This is a genomic window from Streptomyces sp. NPDC047886 (assembly GCF_043204435.1).
Lineage (GTDB): Bacteria > Actinomycetota > Actinomycetes > Streptomycetales > Streptomycetaceae > Streptomyces.
The window spans coordinates 14,455-32,126 of record NZ_JBIDCF010000009.1 but is presented as its reverse complement, the minus strand read 5'-3'; the positions used below and the strand labels follow the sequence as shown (position 1 = coordinate 32,126).

The 17,672-nt window shown below is 73.4% G+C and carries 17 protein-coding genes; 10 read left to right on the top strand and 7 right to left on the bottom strand.

The genetic code is table 11. From position 1 onward, the window contains the following. Nucleotides 1–54: 54 nt before the first annotated feature. Nucleotides 55–705 carry a TetR family transcriptional regulator gene (locus ACGF5U_RS25675; protein WP_392715384.1) on the bottom strand — a complete coding sequence of 217 codons (651 nt, stop codon included), beginning with the start codon at nucleotides 703–705 and terminating at the stop codon, nucleotides 55–57. Between the two features lie 162 nt (nucleotides 706–867). Between ACGF5U_RS25675 and hmgA the strand changes: the two genes are divergently transcribed. The 4 genes from hmgA (at nucleotide 868) to ACGF5U_RS25655 (ending at nucleotide 5,616) form a co-directional block, all read left to right on the top strand. After that, nucleotides 868–2,241, top strand: coding sequence for a homogentisate 1,2-dioxygenase (gene hmgA, locus ACGF5U_RS25670; protein WP_392715476.1), 1,374 nt, complete (start codon nucleotides 868–870; stop codon nucleotides 2,239–2,241). 42 nt (nucleotides 2,242–2,283) lie between these two features. Further along, nucleotides 2,284–3,033 carry a GntR family transcriptional regulator gene (locus ACGF5U_RS25665; RefSeq protein WP_392715385.1) on the top strand — a complete coding sequence of 250 codons (750 nt, stop codon included), beginning with the start codon at nucleotides 2,284–2,286 and terminating at the stop codon, nucleotides 3,031–3,033. 111 nt (nucleotides 3,034–3,144) lie between these two features. Beyond that, nucleotides 3,145–4,356, top strand: a complete 1,212-nt coding sequence (locus ACGF5U_RS25660) for a type ISP restriction/modification enzyme (RefSeq protein ID WP_392715386.1) — start codon at nucleotides 3,145–3,147, stop codon at nucleotides 4,354–4,356. Between the two features lie 48 nt (nucleotides 4,357–4,404). After that, complete coding sequence (locus tag ACGF5U_RS25655; RefSeq protein WP_392715387.1) at nucleotides 4,405–5,616, top strand: CaiB/BaiF CoA transferase family protein; 1,212 nt, start codon at nucleotides 4,405–4,407, stop codon at nucleotides 5,614–5,616. Between the two features lie 209 nt (nucleotides 5,617–5,825). Here the strand turns inward: ACGF5U_RS25655 and ACGF5U_RS25650 are convergent, their stop codons facing one another. After that, nucleotides 5,826–6,089, bottom strand: a complete 264-nt coding sequence (locus ACGF5U_RS25650; protein ID WP_392715388.1) for a hypothetical protein — start codon at nucleotides 6,087–6,089, stop codon at nucleotides 5,826–5,828. A gap of 197 nt (nucleotides 6,090–6,286) precedes the next feature. Here ACGF5U_RS25650 and ACGF5U_RS25645 point away from each other — a divergent pair, with 197 nt between their 5' ends. Continuing rightward, entirely contained in the window at nucleotides 6,287–8,005 is a 1,719-nt protein-coding gene (locus tag ACGF5U_RS25645; protein WP_392715389.1) for a serine/threonine-protein kinase, read from the top strand. On the opposite strand, the gene ACGF5U_RS25640 is transcribed toward ACGF5U_RS25645, so the two are convergent. Beyond that, on the bottom strand, nucleotides 7,989–8,798 hold the full coding sequence (locus tag ACGF5U_RS25640; protein ID WP_392715390.1) for an SGNH/GDSL hydrolase family protein: 810 nt from the start codon (nucleotides 8,796–8,798) through the stop codon (nucleotides 7,989–7,991). The two genes, ACGF5U_RS25645 and ACGF5U_RS25640, sit on opposite strands and share 17 nt — an antisense overlap. Nucleotides 8,799–9,435: 637 nt before the next feature. On the opposite strand from ACGF5U_RS25640, the gene ACGF5U_RS25635 reads away from it, so the two are divergent. The 4 genes from ACGF5U_RS25635 to ACGF5U_RS25620 are packed head-to-tail and all read left to right on the top strand — an operon-like array spanning nucleotide 9,436 to nucleotide 13,454. Continuing rightward, nucleotides 9,436–10,329: a glycosyltransferase family 2 protein gene (locus ACGF5U_RS25635; RefSeq protein ID WP_392715391.1), complete on the top strand. Its 894-nt coding sequence runs from the start codon at nucleotides 9,436–9,438 to the stop codon at nucleotides 10,327–10,329. After that, nucleotides 10,326–11,504 carry a glycosyltransferase gene (locus ACGF5U_RS25630; RefSeq protein WP_392715392.1) on the top strand — a complete coding sequence of 393 codons (1,179 nt, stop codon included), beginning with the start codon at nucleotides 10,326–10,328 and terminating at the stop codon, nucleotides 11,502–11,504. The genes ACGF5U_RS25635 and ACGF5U_RS25630 overlap by 4 nt, the downstream gene beginning before the upstream one ends. Before the next feature lie 28 nt (nucleotides 11,505–11,532). Continuing rightward, nucleotides 11,533–12,306, top strand: coding sequence for a polysaccharide deacetylase family protein (locus tag ACGF5U_RS25625; protein WP_392715477.1), 774 nt, complete (start codon nucleotides 11,533–11,535; stop codon nucleotides 12,304–12,306). Nucleotides 12,307–12,359: 53 nt separating this feature from the next. Next, the gene (locus tag ACGF5U_RS25620) at nucleotides 12,360–13,454 is read left to right on the top strand and encodes a DUF5925 domain-containing protein (protein ID WP_392715393.1); all 1,095 of its coding nucleotides are present in this window, start codon (nucleotides 12,360–12,362) and stop codon (nucleotides 13,452–13,454) included. 11 nt (nucleotides 13,455–13,465) lie between these two features. On the opposite strand, the gene ACGF5U_RS25615 is transcribed toward ACGF5U_RS25620, so the two are convergent. Continuing rightward, nucleotides 13,466–13,840: a GntR family transcriptional regulator gene (locus ACGF5U_RS25615; RefSeq protein WP_392715394.1), complete on the bottom strand. Its 375-nt coding sequence runs from the start codon at nucleotides 13,838–13,840 to the stop codon at nucleotides 13,466–13,468. Between the two features lie 70 nt (nucleotides 13,841–13,910). On the opposite strand from ACGF5U_RS25615, the gene ACGF5U_RS25610 reads away from it, so the two are divergent. After that, nucleotides 13,911–14,378: a DUF402 domain-containing protein gene (locus ACGF5U_RS25610; protein WP_392715395.1), complete on the top strand. Its 468-nt coding sequence runs from the start codon at nucleotides 13,911–13,913 to the stop codon at nucleotides 14,376–14,378. Nucleotides 14,379–14,573: 195 nt separating this feature from the next. Here ACGF5U_RS25610 and ACGF5U_RS25605 read toward each other — a convergent pair whose 3' ends face one another. From ACGF5U_RS25605 to ACGF5U_RS25595, 3 genes are read right to left on the bottom strand one after another with little or no spacing between them, the layout of a single operon-like run. After that, nucleotides 14,574–16,070 carry a tripartite tricarboxylate transporter permease gene (locus ACGF5U_RS25605; RefSeq protein ID WP_392715396.1) on the bottom strand — a complete coding sequence of 499 codons (1,497 nt, stop codon included), beginning with the start codon at nucleotides 16,068–16,070 and terminating at the stop codon, nucleotides 14,574–14,576. Beyond that, nucleotides 16,070–16,618 carry a tripartite tricarboxylate transporter TctB family protein gene (locus ACGF5U_RS25600; protein WP_392715397.1) on the bottom strand — a complete coding sequence of 183 codons (549 nt, stop codon included), beginning with the start codon at nucleotides 16,616–16,618 and terminating at the stop codon, nucleotides 16,070–16,072. The genes ACGF5U_RS25605 and ACGF5U_RS25600 overlap by 1 nt, the downstream gene beginning before the upstream one ends. Continuing rightward, nucleotides 16,615–17,598 (bottom strand): Bug family tripartite tricarboxylate transporter substrate binding protein, encoded by a 984-nt coding sequence (locus tag ACGF5U_RS25595; protein ID WP_392715398.1) that lies wholly within the window; start codon nucleotides 17,596–17,598, stop codon nucleotides 16,615–16,617. Before ACGF5U_RS25595 ends, ACGF5U_RS25600 begins: the two co-directional genes overlap by 4 nt. Between the last annotated feature and the right edge of the window lie 74 nt (nucleotides 17,599–17,672).

Genomic DNA, 17,672 nt, shown 5'->3' with positions numbered 1-17,672 from the left:
GTCGGCCGCGCGGACGACCCGAGCATACCGACCGGTACGCATGCTGGCGACGGCTCAGACCGGGGCACTTCGGTCCAGCACCGGGCCGAGGTAGGAGTGGAGCAGGTCGCGGGTCTCGGCGATCAGCGCGGGGTCGCCCTCGGGGCCGACGCGGAAGGCGAGCCCGAGCAGGGCGTCGGCGGCCTCGACGGCGACGAGGAGCTTGCGGTGCAGGGTGTCGTCGGCGGGGCGGCCGAGGTGGCCGGCGAGGAGGCCGCACAGCCGCTCGGCGACCAGGTGGTTGGGGTCGGCACCGGCGCCGTCCTCCTCCGGGTCGGCCGGGGCGGGCGCGGGGACGCCGAAGTCGACCAGCGCGAAGCCGGGCACGGTGCGCTTCATGGCGAGGTACTCGTCCAGGACGGCGTCGATCGTGCCGTACGCCCCGAGGCCGGGCAGCCGGGCCAGGCGGGCGGATACCCGCTCGGCGTAGCGGTCGAGGTTGCGGCGGGCGAGGGCTCCGGCCATGGCCCGCTTGTTGGAGAAGAAGCGGTAGACGGAGCCGATGGGCACACCCGCGCGCAGCGCGACGTCCCGGGTGGTCAGCTCCTCGTAGCCGGTCTCGTCGAGGAGTTCGGCACAGGCGTCGAGGATGCGGGCGAGGCGTTCGGCACTGCGGCGCTGGACGGGGGTTCGGCGGAGCGGGTGGGGCCGCGACAGGGGATCCATGATGCCCACGAGCCTGGCCGGAACCGGAGGCGACCGGAACCCCCTCGGCGGCGGAACCGTCCCATCACCACCCGTGCGGGCGGTTCCCCGTTGACGGGGAGACCCTCTGAATCCTACGGTCTTACATAGGATTCCATGAGCGGCAGGGAGCACCCGATGGGCATGGGCGACACCGGACAGAGCGGCGAGCAGGCGCACGCCGGACAGGCACGGGACGAGCGGGCGCGGGCCCGCAAGACGGCCGAGGCGCTGGAGTACCTCGCCGGATTCGGCAACGAGCACAGTTCGGAGGCGGTACCCGGCGCGCTGCCGCTGGGCCGCAACTCCCCCCAGCGCGCGCCGCTCGGCCTGTACGCGGAGCAGCTCAGCGGCAGCGCGTTCACCGAGCCGCGCGCCCACAACCGCCGCTCGTGGCTGTACCGGATCCGCCCGTCGGCCGCGCACCCGCCGTTCACGCGCGCCGGCAACGGCTCCCTCCGGACCGCCCCGTTCACCGATGCGGCCCCCGACCCCAACCGGCTGCGCTGGAACCCGCTCCCCGCACCGGCGCCCGGCACCGACTGGCTGGCCGGCCTGTGGACGCTCGGCGGCAACGGCGACGCGGCCCAGCGCACCGGCATGGCCGTGCACCTCTACCACGCGGACACGTCCATGGACCGGGTGTTCAGCGACGCCGACGGCGAGCTGCTGATCGTCCCCGAGAAGGGCGGCCTGCTGCTGCGCACGGAGCTGGGCCTGCTCGCCGCCCACCCCGGTGACGTGGCGCTGATCCCGCGGGGCGTCCGCTTCCGCGTCGAGCTCATCGACGACACCGCGCGCGGATACGTGTGCGAGAACTACGGGCAGCCGTTCCAGCTGCCGGACCTCGGCCCGATCGGAGCCAACGGCCTCGCCAACCCCCGCGACTTCCGCGCGCCCGTCGCCGCGTACGAGGACGTGGAGGGCCCGGTCGAGGTGGTCAACAAGTACTGCGGGAACCTGTGGACCGCGACGTACGGCCACTCGCCGCTGGACGTCGTCGCCTGGCACGGCACCCATGTGCCGTACGTCTACGACCTGCGGACCTTCAATGTCATCGGCAGCATCAGCTACGACCACCCCGACCCGTCGATCTTCACGGTGCTCACATCGCCGACGGACACCCCCGGTCTCGCGGGCGTGGACTTCGTCGTGTTCGCGCCGCGCTGGCTGGTCGGCGAGGACACCTTCCGCCCGCCGTACTTCCACCGCAACGTGATGAGCGAGTACATGGGCCTGATCGAGGGCGCGTACGACGCGAAGACGGCCGGAGAAGGGGGCTTCGTGCCGGGCGGCGGGTCGCTGCACACCATGATGTCCGCGCACGGGCCCGACCGGGAGACCTTCGACAAGGCGAGCGCCGCCGAGCTGAGGCCGCAGAAGATCGACGACGGTCTGGCGTTCATGTTCGAGACCCGCTGGCCCATCGCGGCCACCGCCCAGGCGGCGAACGCCGACCATCTGCAGCAGGGCTACGACGACGTATGGCAGGGTCTTGAGCGCCACTTCCGGTCGTAGTACGACCGTTTCCGGTCGCACCACGGAGAGTACGGAGATGCCGTGACCGCCTTCGCCCCGGACTCGCTGGTCCTCAACCGCAAACTGCCGCTCTGGTACCAGGTGTCGCAGTCGCTGCGCGCCTCGATACTCGGGCGCGCCCCCGACGCCTCACTGCGCCTGCCCACCGAGGAGCAGCTCGCCGCGCACTACGGGGTGAGCGTGCTGACCATGCGGCAGGCGCTGAAGGAGCTGGAGGCGGAGGGGCTGATCACCCGGCACCGGCGGCGCGGCACCTTCATCGAGCCGGGTGCCCGCCGCAGCGCGCCGCGCCGGCTGCTGGGGTCGATCGACGCGATCGTGGCCCAGCAGTCCGGTGAGCGGACGACGATCCTCGGCCACGGCACGGCCGCGGTCCCGGGCGAGCTGGCCGAGCACTTCCCCGACACGGCGGAGGTCGTCACCTACCGGCGGCTGCGCCGCGACGGGGAGAGCGGAGAGCCCACGAACTGGGCGGAGAACGCGGTCCGCCCGGACATCGCGGGCAGGATCGACCTGGCCGACCTGGAGCGCTGGCCGATGACCAAGGTGCTGCGGGACGCGGTCGGGGTACGGATCAGCCGGATCACCGACACCGTCGAGGCGCGCCTCGCGGACCCGGAGACGGCGGAGCTCCTCGACGTGCCGCTGCTCTCCCCGATCCTGCACTACACGGGCGTCACCTACGGCGAGGACGGCCGTGTCGTGGATGTGGCCAGGATCCGCTACCGGGGCGACCGGTTCTCGTTCACGGTGACGGTGGAGGCCGACTGAGCCGGCCGCGCCGCCCGCTCGGGCCGTCCCCGCCACGGGCGGGCACGCCCCGGCACCCCGCGCCCCGCCCCCGCTCCCGCGCCCCACCCCGGGCACGGCTGCGCGGCTAGCATGCAGCGCGTGATGGAGGATGTGCCGCTGCTGGACGACCTGATGCCCTGGGGCGTGGCGCCGCTACGGCTGGGCCGCGACTGGGTGGTCGCCCCGGACCGGCGTACGCTGCGCGCCCGCTGGGACGCCCTGCTCGCCGCGGAGGGCGCGGCACGCGAGGCACTGTTCCGCCCGAGCCGCGCACGCACCCCCCGCAGCGCGGTCGCCGCCCTGCCGGGCCGGCGGACCGGCACGGCACGCCTGGCCCATGAGCCGGGACCGCGACCGGAACCGGTCCGCATCGCGTACGGCCCCTTCGACGAGCAGTGGCTCCTCCCCGACCATCGTCTGATCGACGTGGCCCGCCCGGAGCTGTGGCGGGTCGCCGACGGACGGCAGCTGTTCCTGGTCGAGCAGGGGTACGCGCCGCACGCCGCCGACCCCGCGCTCCTGGCGACGGCCCACCTGCCCGACGGCCACTCCCCGGCGGGCCGCCGCGGCCGCATCCGCCCCCTGTACCGCCTCACCGGCGGCCGGGAGCCGAACGCGACCCCGGGCCTCCTCCCGCTGCTGCGCGAGCGGCACGGGCCGGAGGTCACCGCCGAGGACCTCGCGGCATGGGCGGTGGCCGCCGCCCGGCACTCCCCCGCCGGGTGCCGGGTCCCGCTCCCCGCCGACCCGGACGTGTGGACGTCCGGCGTGGACCTGGGCCGTCGTATGACGGACGTGCAGTCGCGCGGCGCCCGGGGCGGTGAGCGGCCGCGGCTGCCGGGCGGGCGCCGCCCCTATGTGCGCGCCGCGATCCCGGCGCGCCCCGAGACGCTCGTCTACGACGCGGACGACGAGACCCTGTATCTGGGCGAGGGGCGTATCGCCCCGGTCCCGGCGGAGGCGTGGGCGTTCCGGGTGGGCGGCGTACGGGTGCTGGAGCTCTGGTTCGGGCGGCGCACCGCCACCGCCGAGCCGGGCACGCTGGAGGCGATCGGCCCGTCGGCCTGGCCGCAGGAGTGGACGTCCGACCTGCTGGAGCTGATCACGGTCCTCGCCCTGCTCGGCGGGCTGGAGGAGGAGCGGGCGGCGTTCGTCACCGGTCCGCTCGCCGCCGCACCCGCGCTGACCAGGACCGAACTGACCGCCGCCGGCGTCCTGCCGGTCCCGGCGGCGGCACGCCGCCCCGCCTCCGTACTGGACCACCCCGAAGAGGGCCCGGACGGCCAGCTCGCCCTCCTGTAGTCACGAAGGGGTGACAAAGGTGGCACGTACACGATAGGTACGGCTGTCATGAGCACTCATCCCCTGGGCGGGATCCCGCTGCCGCTGGACGGGGTCACCGTCGTCGCCGTCGAGCAGGCCGTCTCCGCGCCCTTCGCCACTCGCCAGCTCGCCGACCTCGGAGCCCGGGTCATCAAGATCGAGCGGCCGGACGGCGGTGACTTCGCGCGCGGCTACGACACCGCCGCACGCGGGCTCGCCTCGCACTTCGTGTGGTGCAACCGCGGCAAGGAGTCCGTCGCCGTCGACCTCAAGGACCCGCGCGGCATCGCCCTGGTGCGGCGGCTGGTGGCGGGCGCCGACGTGTTCGTGCAGAACCTGGCGCAGGGCGCGGCGGCGCGGCTCGGTCTCGACGCGGCGACGCTCTGCGCCGGGGACCCCCGGCTGATCGCGGTGGACATCTCCGGGTACGGCGCGGGCGGTCCGTACGCGCACAAGCGGGCGTACGACATGCTCGTGCAGTGCGAGGCGGGCCTCGTGTCGGTGACCGGCACCCCGGACCGGCCGGTGAAGGCGGGTGTCCCGGCGGCGGACATCGCGGCGGCCATGTACGCGTTCTCGGGGGTGCTGGCGGCGCTGCTGCGGCGGGCGACGTCCGGCCGTGGCGGCCCGGTGGAGATCTCCATGCTGGAGTCGCTGGCCGAGTGGATGGGTCACCCGCTGCACCACGGGATGCATGGAGGCGAGGCACCGGCGCGTACGGGGGTCGCGCACGCGGTCATCGCCCCGTACGACGCCTATCCGACGGCGGACGGGGGCCAGGTCCTGCTGTCGGTCCAGAACGACCGTGAGTGGCGGCGGCTCGCCGAACGGGTTCTGGAGCGACCGGAGTTGGGTGATGATCCGGTGTTCGCCACGAACACGGCCCGGGTGGCGCACCGGGAGAAGACGGACGCCGTGGTGGCGGAGGCGCTGGCCGTGCTGGGCACGGCGGAGGCGATCGGCCGGCTGGAGGCTGCGGGCATCGCCTGCGCCCGGCTCAACACGGTCGCGGACGTGGCGGCGCATCCGCAGCTCGCGGCCCGGGACCGGTGGCGCGAGGTGGGCACACCGGTGGGGCCGCTGCGGGCGATGCTGCCCCCCATCACCCTGCCCGGCGGGCCGGAGCCGCGCATGGGTGCCGTCCCCGGGCTCGGGGAGCACACGGACGCGGTACTGGGCGAACTGGGTGTCTCGCCGGAGGAGCGGCTACGGCTCCGTGAGGCCGGTGTCGTCGCCTGAGCCGGGGGCGACGGGGATCGGAGCCGGTACGGGGACGGACGGTACGGGACGTCACGGGAACGGAACGGGGACGGGTACGAAGGCGGGCAGGTCCGGGGACGACCTGCCCCGTCGGGCGGCTCGGCGGTGGCGGCTTCGGCGTCGGCGGCTTCGGTGGGGCAAGCCTCGGCGGGGTCGCCTCGGCTATGGCCGTCTCAGCCGTGGCCGTCTCAGCCGTGGTTGCCGAAGAGCGAGCGGCGCAGTCGGCGCAACGGCGCGAAGAGCGAGACGCGCGCGCCCCGGCTCTTGCGACTGTGTGCGACATCACGCGTCGTCAGCTCACGCATCAGCGAGGTCGCCTCGGCCGCCTCACGCTGCGGCACGGCGGGCCCGCCGAGAACCGACAGATGACGGTCGAGGCGCGAACTCGTCGCGCTGCTCCGGCAGGTGATCGCAGGCACACGCGGCCTGCTGCGCACTGTTATCTGATCCATGTCACTCCCCACCCGTACAAGGGCACCCGGCCCGGGCCACGTTAACCCTATCGTCCCCGCAACGCAGTCGTGTATCCCGGTATCGGGATTCACCGCACACATACGAGGGTTGACAGTTACTCTCCGAATATGTCTGATTCCAGGGTGAGTTGGTCATCGCTCCACGGCCCTGGTCCGGATGCGAAGGGGGACCCGCTGTGAGTCAAGGCTCGGGTGCTGGACGGCTGGTGGCGGGGCGCTACCGCCTGGCGGGTCCGCTCGGCGAGGGCGGCATGGGGGTCGTCTGGCGGGCCCGTGACGAGGTGCTCGGACGCGAGGTCGCCGTCAAGGAGGTGCGTGCTCCCGCCGGTCTCGGCGGCGCCGATGTGCGGCGCCTCTACGCCCGGCTCGAGCGGGAGGCGTGGGCCACCGCCCGGGTCGCGCACCGCAACGTGGTCACCGTGCACGACGTGGCCGCCGAGGACGGCCGGCCGTGGATCGTGATGGAGCTGGTCCGCGGGCTGACGCTCGCCGAGACGCTGGAGGCCGAGGGCCCCATGCCGCCCCGGCGGGCCGCGCACATCGGCGCGGAGATCCTCGCCGCGCTGCGGGCGGCGCACGCGGCGGGGGTGCTGCACCGGGACGTGAAGCCGGGCAACGTCCTGCTGGGCAACGACGGCCGGGTGGTCCTGACCGACTTCGGGATCGCCGCGGTGGCGGGCACACCCCATCTCACGATGACGGGCGAGCTCGTCGGCTCGCCCGAGTTCCTCGCGCCGGAGCGTGCCCTCGGCCGTACGCCGGGCCCGGCGTCGGACCTGTGGTCGCTGGGCGTGCTGCTGTACGCCGCGGTGGAGGGCGGCACCCCGTTCCGCAGGGACACCGCGCTGAGCACGCTGCGGGCCGTGGTCGACGACGCGCTGCCGCCGCCGCGCCGGGCGGGGGCGCTGACGCCGGTCGTGGAGGGGCTGCTGCGCAAGGAGCCGGACGAGCGGCTGTCCGCCGACGAGACGGAGCGCCTGCTGCACCTCGTGAGCGCGGGCGGCGCCCCGGTGGCGGACCCGCCGCCGCCGGGCCCGGACCCTCGTCCCGCCGCCCCCGCCGGTCAGGCCGGGGCGGAGTCGCCGGCCGGCGGCCCCGTCGCGGGCGGCACGGTTCCGGGCGGCACCGTCCGTACGGCGGGCGGCGTGGTCACCGCGACGGCGGATCCGGAGCCCGGCCGTCCGCGCCGCCGCCCGGGGGCCGTCATCGCGGCGGGTGCCGCGCTGTCGCTGCTGACCGCCGGCACCCTGGCGTACGTCCTGCTGCGCGACGGCGGCGCGGGCGACCGGAGCGGTGACGGTGTGGAGGGGGCGGGCGGGCGGGTGGTCCCCGCCGCCAGCACGGCCGGCACCCCGGGGCCCACGAGCGGGAGCACGGGCGGCGGCGGCGCCGACGGCAAGGGCGGTGGCGGTGGCGGTGGCAACGGGGCTGGTACCGGGACCGGCTACGGGGAGAGCGGCGCCGGCGGCGCGACTTTGGAGCAGTCCGTGCGGGTGCGCCTCGCCGCGCTGCGGGACGCGTACAGCGGGACCTGCCCGATGCCGGGCGACCGGGCCCCGTCCTTCACCGCCGTCATCACGGTGGGCCGCGTCCCGGCGTCCGTCCACTACCGCTGGGCGACGGAGAGCGGCGAGACCTCCGACTCGGCCTGGAAGACGGCCGAGTTCGGCTCGGCGTACGGGGAGGCGGGCATGGCCGCGCGGCAGCGGCGGGTCGAGCACACGGAGCTCGCGTACGACGAGGGCTCCATGCGCCGGGACCGGGTCCGGCTGGAGATCCGGAGCCCGGTCCACGTCCATTCCGAGTGGGTGGGATTCTCGGTGACCTGTCAGGAGGAGACGCCGTCGGGCGGCGGCTCCCCGTATCCGGACGGCTCGGTCACGCCGCGGTCCTGAAGGCGGGCAGGTAGCCGCCGGACTGTCCGGCGGCCGTCGGGTGGTACGACTCACCGATGTTGAGCCAGTTCACGCTGTGCAGCCACGGGGAGCTGGAGCAGATCTCGTGGCCGGTGAAGGTTCCGGTGACGTCGGCGAAGGTGAAGCCGTGGTCGGCGGCCCGCTTCGCGGTCGCGGTGTTGAGGTGGTCGGCGGCGTCGTTGATGGCACGGCGTTCGTTCTCGGTCAGGCCGGCCACGCACGAGCCGCCCAGCCGGTAGAACCTCGGGTAGCCCAGGACAACGACCCTGGCGGACGGGGCCTTGGTCCTGATGGCCGAGTACACGGAGTCGAGGCGGCCGGGCAGGGTGGTGTCGACGTAGCTCCTGGCCTGGTTGATGCGGGCGATGCAGTTGGCCTCGGACTGCAGGACGCAGGTGGTCATGACGTCGGCGAAGCCGGCGTCGTTGCCGCCGACCGTGACGGAGACGAGGTCGGTGGCGGAGGTGAGCGGACCGAGCTGGTTGGCCGTCACATCACTCGTACGAGCGCCCGAGCAAGCGGTGAACGCGAACGACGAGGGTGCGTTGGCGGCCGCCCAGAGCGCCGGGTAGGCGCGGGGTGTGCGCTTGCAGGAGCCGCTGGCGCTGTCGTAGTTGCCGGCGCCCACTCCGGAGGAGTAGGAGTCGCCGACGGCCACGTAGTCGACGGCGGCTGCCTGTGAGTCGGCCTGCGCCGCGCCGGCCCCGGTGAGGGCGAGAGCGGCGCCGAGGAACAACGAGGTCGAGAATGCCGCGAAGCGGGACAGTTTCATGGAACCCCCTAATAGCAGGATCTCTGCCTCGACTTTCGTAGCAGTTCTGCAGTGTCCATGCCAAGGTTGCTGCATCAACTGTTCCGCTCAAGGGAGTTGAGGATCTGACGTCGCGAAACTTCACGCCCCCGTCGCGCCTGTCGCGCCCCCGTCGCGCGTACTCATACCACCGGCGTATTCACGATCTGATCATCATCATTTCAAGATCGGGAATATGGCCGGATACTGAAAGCGGATCACCGAAATCCGACCGGGACGGTTCGACACGTGACCGTCGAAGCACAACAAAAATGCAAAAAGGTGAGTCCGGCTCCAGCTCTTGCCATAGAGTCTGAATTATCAATACCGTCGTACATCCACCCGCAACGGCTCATCATGCACAGCGACTCCAGGGGAGGGGTCCCGCGTCGCGATGAGGCCCGTGGCGGGGCGCGGTAGGGGGGTGCCGTGCTCGGCGACCGTGACCAGACGTGTGCCGAGTCGCGTGCCGCGCGGAAAGCAAGGCCAGCTCACCCATGACGTACGGAGATCGATTCCGTCATGACCGGGGTGAGAAAAGAACCCCCCTTTCGAACCGGACCCACATCCGGACCGCCCGGGGGGCGGGCGGTCCACCGGACGAGAGGGAAACCGACTCATGAGCTCATTCCTGCGCCCGGCCGTCGGCGTGACCGCCGACGACTCCGCCGTCACCACCGCCGGGAGCACCATCGCGGGCAGGACCGCGAGCACGGCCGCCGGCGACGCCGCCGGCGACGCCCGTTCCCGGTACCGTGCCATCAGCTCGCACCTGGCCATCGCTCCGCCGGTGAGCGTGGTCATCCCCGCCATGAACGAGGCGGAGAACCTCCCGTACGTCTTCAAGACACTGCCCGACTGGATCCACGAGGTGGTCCTGGTCGACGGCAACTCCACCGACGACACCGTCACCGTCGCCCGGGACCTGTGGCCCGGCGTCAAGGTCGTCAAACAGGCGGGCAAGGGCAAGGGCGACGCGCTCATCAGCGGTTTCGCCGCCTGCACCGGCGACATCATCGTCATGGTCGACGCGGACGGCTCGGCCGACGGCCAGGAGATCGTCAGCTACGTCTCCGCCCTCGTCGGCGGCGCCGACTTCGCCAAGGGCTCCCGGTTCGCCAACGGCGGCGGGACCGACGACATGACGCCGGTCCGCAGGCTCGGCAACCGCCTGCTGTGCGCCGTCGTCAACGCCAAGTTCGGCGCCCGCTACACCGACCTCTGCTACGGCTACAACGCCTTCTGGCGCCACTGCCTGGACGCGATCACGCTCGACTGCACCGGCTTCGAGATCGAGACCCTGATCAACATACGGGTCGTCAAGGCCGGGCTGCGCGTCCAGGAGGTGCCCAGTCACGAGTACGTGCGCATCCACGGCGTCAGCAACCTCAACGCCGTACGCGACGGCATACGGGTCCTGAAGGTGATCCTCCGGGAGAAGGGCGTCCGGCGTGCCGCGCGCCGCCGCCCGGCCTCCTTCTCGGTGAACGTGCCGCGAGGAGAGATCTCTTGAGCGACCACCCCGCAGAACGTCCCGGCGGTCGCCGGTTCTCCGTGGTGATCTGCGCCTACACCGAGGAGCGCTGGGCGGACATCCTCGCGGCCGTCGACTCCGTACGGGGCCAGTCGCCGCCCGCGCTGGAGACGCTGCTCGTCGTCGACCACAACGCGGCGCTGCTGGACCGGCTCACCGAGGAGTACGCGGGGGACGAGGAGGTGCGGGTGCTCGCCAACGCGGGCCCCCGCGGCCTGTCGGCCGGCCGCAACACCGGGATCGCCGCCGCCCGCGGCGAGTTCGTGGCCTTCCTGGACGACGACGCCGTCGCGGGACCCGACTGGCTGCGGTACTTCGACGCCGCCTACGCGGACCCGGCCGTCGTCGCCGTCGGCGGGCGCACCCTGCCCGTCTGGGCGTCGGGGCGCCGCCCGGTCTGGTTCCCCGAGGAGTTCGACTGGATCGTCGGCTGCACGTACCGGGGGCTGCCGGCAGGGCGGGTACGGGTGCGCAACGTACTCGGCGGCAACGCCTCCTTCCGGCGGGACGCGTTCGACGTCGTGGGCGGCTTCGCCAGCGGTATCGGCCGGGACGGCGACAAGCGGCCCCTCGGCTGCGAGGAGACCGAGCTGTGCATCCGGCTCGGCACGGCCCTGCCGGGCGCGGTGCTGCTGATCGACGACCGGGCGGTCATCCACCACAAGGTGCCCGCCGCCCGGGAGCGGTTCGGCTACTTCCGCACCCGCGCCTACGCCGAGGGGCTGTCCAAGGCGCTCGTCGCCCGCAGTGTCGGCGCCGGTCCGGGCCTGCGCACCGAGCGGCGGTACACCACGCGGGTGCTGCCCGCGGGGGTGGCACGCGGCCTGCGGGACTTCGCGCTCGGGCGACCGGGCGGCGCGGGCCGCGCGGCCGCCATCGTCACCGGGGTGGTCGCGGCGGCCGGCGGCTACGCCCTCGGGACGCTGCGGGCGCGCAGGGACGGCACGACGTTCTCGTCCGGTCCGATCAGGCGGAGCGGACCGGACGGACGAGCCGGACCGGTCGGACGGGTCGGGTCGGACGGTCAGGTCTGGTCGGACGGACCGGACGGACCAGTCGGACCGGACGGAGTGGTCGGACCGGACGGACAGGTCGGGCCGGTCGGACGGGTCGGGCCGGTCGGACGGGTCGCCAGGGAGACGGAAGGAGTCTGACGCGGTGGGTGAAGCCGTACCGATCCTGATGTACCACGCCGTGGGGCACCGGCCCGCGCGGGCGGCGTACGGGCTGTCCGTCTCGCCGGAGGCGTTCGCCGAACAGATGGCTCTGCTCGCCGGACACGGCCGCACGCCCCTGACCACGGCCGAGCTCGGCGCGGCGTGGCGCACGGGCGGGCCGCTGCCGGACCGGCCGGTGCTCATCACGTTCGACGACGGGTACGAGGGGGTGCACCGGCACGCCCTGCCGGTGCTCGCCGGGCACGGCTTCGCCGCCACCCTGTTCGTGTCCACGGGGTGGCTGCGCGGCCCCCACGAGCGGGGCGGCGCCCCGGACACCATGCTCGACTGGGACCAGGTCCGCGAACTGGCCGCCGCCGGTACGGAGATCGGCGGCCACACCCACTCCCACCCGCAGCTCGACCAACTGGACGACGAGCGGCTCCGGTCCGAGACCGTACGGTGCCGGGAGATCGTCGCCGACGAGCTGGGCGCCGCCCCGGTGTCCTTCGCCTACCCGTACGGCTACTCCAGCCGACGGGTGCGGCAGGCGGTGCGCGCCGCCGGGTTCGCGCAGGCACTCGCTGTCGGCAACGACCTGGCGCGGCGCCGGCAGGGCCCGTACGCGCTGCGGCGCGTCACGGTACGGCGCTCCACCGGCGCCGAGGAGTTCGCGCGGCTGGTAGAGGGCCGGGCGGTCGGCCGGGTCTTCGCCCGGGACCGGGCGCTGACCAAGGGGTACGCGGTGGTGCGCCGGGCCCGCCGGGCGGCCGCCCTGCTCGCCGGGACACGTGGGTAGTGGCGCGGCCAAAACGCGGTGCGGGAAACGGGCATGTGCCGGATCATGGGCGCATGCCCGCCACCCCTGAGGATGCCCTGCCCATCCGGCTGACCGTCGACGACAGCGATTCGCCCGCCGACGTCGTCGACGCGCTGTTCCTCGGACGCTTCGCGACCGGCGAGCAGCCCTACTCGCACAGCCGCACCATCGACCGCGTCAAGCCCGGTTCGAACCTGCTGCCGCCGGGCGCCGACGTACTGCGCTCGGCCCGCGACGACGACCGCAGCGCCACGCTCGCCGAGGGCGACGGCTGGACCCTGCTGGTCTCCCGCTGGAACCGCGGGGCGGACGTGACGGTCACCGCGACCGACTCCGAGCTGGCCGAACGCATCCTGAAGCAGGCCACCGACGGGGCGCAGGACGACCCCGAGCCCCAGCCGGAGAACGTGACCATGGGGTTCTGGTACGTGTCACCGCGGCGCGGTCCGCACCGTACGACCCGGCAGATCGCCGCCGGCACCTGGGACGAGGTGAGGCCCAACTACACCGCGCCGGTGGCGGCGGCCATGGACCGGCTGATGAAGGTCACGCCCGACGACATCGCGGGCCGGCTCCTGCTGCTGCACGGCCCGCCCGGCACCGGCAAGACATCCGCGCTGCGCACGCTGGCAAGGTCGTGGCGCGACTGGTGCCAGGTGGACTGCGTCCTGGACCCGGAGCGGCTCTTCAACGACGTCGGCTATCTGATGGACATCGCGATCGGTGAGGACGAGGGAACCGCGAAGGGCCGGTGGCGGCTGCTGCTGCTGGAGGACTGCGACGAGCTGATCCGGGGCGAGGCGCGGCACACGGCGGGCCAGGCGCTGTCCCGGCTGCTGAACCTGACGGACGGTCTGCTCGGCCAGGGCCGCAACGTCCTGGTGGGGGTGACCACCAACGAGGACCTGGAGCGGCTGCACCCGGCGGTGGTCCGGCCGGGCCGCTGTCTGGCCCGGATCGAGGTGGGCGCGCTGACCCGGCCGGAGGCGGTGGCGTGGCTCGGCTCCGACGAGGGGGTCGGCCGCGAGGGCGCGACCCTGGCGGAGCTGTACGCGCTGCGGCGCGGCACGGGCCCGGCGTCCGTACCGGACCAGCCGAAGGGCGTGGACGCGGGCCTGTACCTGTAGCGGGGCGGGGCCTACTGCCCGTACGCCGCGCGCAGGGCCTCCGTCACGGTGGCCTGCGCCTGCGCCCGGGACAGCCCGAGCCGCCGGGCCTCCGCGGCATAGGCGGCGGCCGCCGTCGCGGCGCGGCGTTCGGCGGCGTCGCCCGCAGCGGCGACGAACGTCCCGGCCCGGCCGCGGGTCTCGATCACGCCGTCGGTCTCCAGCGCCCGGTACGCCTTGGCGACCGTGTTGGCGGCGAGCCCGAGATCCTGCGCGAGGCCGCGCACGGTGGGCAGTTTGCAGCCGGCGGGCAACCGCCCGGACCTGGCCTGCTCGGCGATCTGGGCGCGCACTTGCTCGTACGGCGCGGTCGCCGTCTCCGTATCGATGACGATCTTCAGGGTCACGGCCCGATTGTCCCCCACCGGAGAGAAACCGGCAGGCGCCCGGGGCGGGTCGCGCGTAGCGTGCGGGACCATGACGGTTGTCGATGTGGTGCTGGTCAAGGCGGGCCGGACGAAGATCAGGTATCCGGCCGACGTGGTCGCGGACGACGGTACCCGGATCACGGTCCGGGCGGCGTGGGCGGGCGACGGGGTACGGGACTTCGGCTTCGTACGGTTCGAGCCGGGTGATGTCTTCGAGGAGGACTACTGGCGGGACCGCTGGTACGCGGTGAAGGAGGTCAGGGCGGCCGACGGCACGCTCAAGGGCTGGTACTGCGACATCACGCGGCCCGCGTCCGTCACCGCCTCCGAGGTGGTGGTCGAGGACCTGGATCTGGACCTGTGGGTGTCGGCGGACGGCACGGAGGTCCTGCGGCTGGACGAGGACGAGTTCGAGGCGAGCGGTCTCGCGGACCGCGACCCGGAGGCCGCGGCCCGCGCGCGGGAGGCGCTGGACGAGCTGGAGGCCCTGGCCCGTGGGGGCGGCGGCGTGCGGTAAGCGAGGCGGTCGTGGGCGCCTTCCCCGGGTGGCGACCGCTTCGGTCGCCACCCGGGGGACGCCGTGAGCCGGCGGCGGTCCCGAACCGGTGGCGGTCGCGAACCGGTGGCGGTCGCAAACCGGTAGCGGTCCCGAACCGGTGCCGACTCCGAAGCGGTGCCGATCCCGAACCGGTGGCGGTCCCGATGCCGCCGGTCATGCCGCCACGTCACGGCGGCGGACGATCACCTTCCTCAGCAGGGGCCAGGCCAGCAGGAGCGCGATCACCGCGTAGACGGCGACCGAGAACGGGGTGTTCACCAGACCGGTGAGGCCGCCGTCGCTGATCTGGAGGGCACGGCGCAGTTGCTGTTCGGCGGCCGGGCCGAGGATGACCCCGATGACGGCGGGCAGCACCGGCAGGCCGTAGCGCCGCATTCCGAGCCCGATCAGACCGATGACCAGCAGGATCACCAGGTCCAGTGCCTCTCCGCCGACCGCGTACGCGCCGACCGCCGCGAAGAACAGGATGCCCGCGTACAGGTGGGGGCGGGGCACCCGCAGCAGCTTCGCCCACAGCGGGGCCAGCGGCAGGTTCAGCGCCAGCAGCAGGATCATGCCGATGAACAGCGAGGCGATCAGGCCCCACACCAGCTCGGACTCACGCTGGAAGAGCAGCGGGCCGGGCTGGATGCCGTACTGCTGGAACGCGGCGAGCAGCACGGCGGCGGTCGCCGTCGTGGGCAGGCCCAGGGTGAGCATGGAGACGAGGGTGCCGGCCGCCGACGCGGACGCCGCGGACTCCGGTCCGGCGACGCCTTCGATGGCCCCCTTGCCGAACTCGCCCTTGTGCTTCGACAGCCGCTTCTCCGTGACGTACGACAGGAACGTCGGGATCTCCGCGCCGCCCGCCGGGATCGCCCCGAACGGGAAGCCGATGAGCGGTCCGCGCAGCCAGGGCTTCCAGGTCCGCCGGATGTCCGCCGCGCCCAGCCAGGGCCGGCCGACGGGGATGGCGTCGCCGCCGCCGCGCCGCAGATGGGCGGCGACCCACAGCGCCTCGCCGATGGCGAAGAGACCGACCGCGACGATGACGACGTCGATGCCGTCGGCGAGCTGGAGGGAGCCGAAGGTGAGCCGCTGCTGTCCGGTCATCTGGTCCAGGCCGACCAGGCCCAGGGTGAGGCCGATCAGCAGGGACGCCGCGCCCCGGACGCGGGACGAGCCGAGCACCGAGGTCACCGCCATGAAGGCGAGCACCATGAGGGCGAAGTAGTCCGGCGCGCCGATGTCGACGGCGAGCGCGGCGACGGTCGGGGCGAGCGCGACCAGCAGGATCGTGCCGATCATGCCGCCGGCGAAGTGGCCGCCGGCCGCGGCGGCGAGCGCCTGGGCGCCGCGGCCCGCCTTGGCCATCGGGTTGCCCTCGATGGCGGCGACGACGGCGGCGCTCTCGCCGGGCGTGTTCAGCAGGATGGAGGTGGTGGAGCCGCCGAACATGGCGCCGTAGTAGATGCCGGCGAACATGATGAACGCGCCGGTCGGGTCGAGGCCGTAGGTGACGGGCAGGAGCAGGGCGACCGCCATGGCGGGGCCGATGCCGGGCAGGACGCCGATGGCGGTGCCGAGCAGGACGCCTATCGCGGCCCAGAGCAGGTTGACCGGCGTGAGGGCGGTGCCGAAGCCGTCGATGAGGGAGTTCAGGGAATCCATCAGACCACTCCCATCAGCGGGCCGCCGGGCAGCGGGACGCCGAGCAGGTTGTTGAAGACGACATAGGTGACGAGCGAGAGGACGGCCGCGATCAGCGGGTCCCGGTCGGGCCGGCGGCTGCCGAGCGCGTAGGCGGAGCCCCAGAAGAGCAGCGCGCCGGAGACGGGGAAGCCGAGCGGGTCGATGAGGACGGCGTTGCCGAGGAACACCCCGGCGAGCAGCAGGACGGTGCGCCAGTCGCCGGGTCCTGACAGGTCGACGTCCTCGCCGCCCTCGGCTTCGCCCCGGCCGCCGCGCAGCACGTCGACGGTGAGGAGGACCGCCACGAGCAGCAGTCCGGCACCGATGACGAGGGGCACGGTCCTGGGGCCGACGGGGCCGCGCTGGGTGATCTCGATGTCCATCGTGACGGCGTCGGTCAGGACGAGGACGCCGATCAGGAACAGCAGGGCTCCGACCCCGAGTTCGGACTTCTCCCGCAGCCGGTCGGTGAGGCGCCGGCGGGCGCCGTTCGCGGGGGGCCGGGTGCCGGTCGCGGGGGTGCTCACAGTCCCAGCTCCTTCAGTACGGTGTCGACGCGCCGGTTCTGCTCGTCGAGGAAGGTGCCGAACGCGTCCCCGGTGAGGAAGGCGTCGTCCCAGCCGTTCTTCTTCAGCGACTCGCGCCACTGCCGCGATCCGTGGAGCTCGGTGACGAGACCGACGAGCTTGTCGCGTTCGGCGTCGGAGAGGCCCGGTGGTGCGACGATGCCGCGCCAGTTGGTGAAGTCGGTGTCCAGGCCGGCCTCGCGGAGCGTGGGCGCGTCGAGTCCGGGAACCCGCTTCGGGCCGGTGACGGCGAGCACCCGCAGCTCCCCCGCCTTGATCTGGTCGAGGTACTCGCCGACGCCGGACACCCCGAAGGCGACCTTGTCGCCGAGGATCGACGCGAGGAGTTCACCGCCGCCGTCGAACGGGATGTAGTTGACGGACCGGGGCGCGATGCCGGCCGCCTGGGCCATCAGCATGGGCGCGAGGTGGTCGGGGCCGCCGGGCGACGAGCCGCCGCCGACGGGCAGCTTGCCGGGGTCGGCCTTCCAGGCCCTGAGGAGGTCCTGCAGGGTCCGGTACGGGGAGTCGTCGGACACCACCACGATGTCCTGCTCCTCGGTGAGCCGGGCGATCGGGGTGGTGTCGGCGAGGGTCCTGGGCGTCTTGTTGGTGTGGACGGCTCCGACGACACCGAGGCCCATGGTCATGGCGAGCCTGCCGTTGCCGTGCTCGTTGACGAGCCGGGTCAGGCCGACGGTGCCACCGGCGCCGGGCAGGTTGAAGACCTCGATGTTGTGCGTGAGGCCGGCGTCCTCGGCGTTCTTGGCCGCGGTGCGCGCGGTGATGTCGTAGCCGCCGCCGGGCGTGTTGGGGACCATGAAGCGCAGGCCGGGGATCTGGGTGCCGGTGTCGGAGCCGCTGCCCGTGCTGAGCAGCGGCGGCCCCACGAGCACCAGAAGCGCGGCCCCGATGAGGGCGAGGGGAGTGCGCGATCGCACGTGTGCCGCCTTTCGGTTCTTTCCGGGCTGGCCGGGGGAACTGTGAAGTGGCCCACATGTTGCCCGCGCGTTAA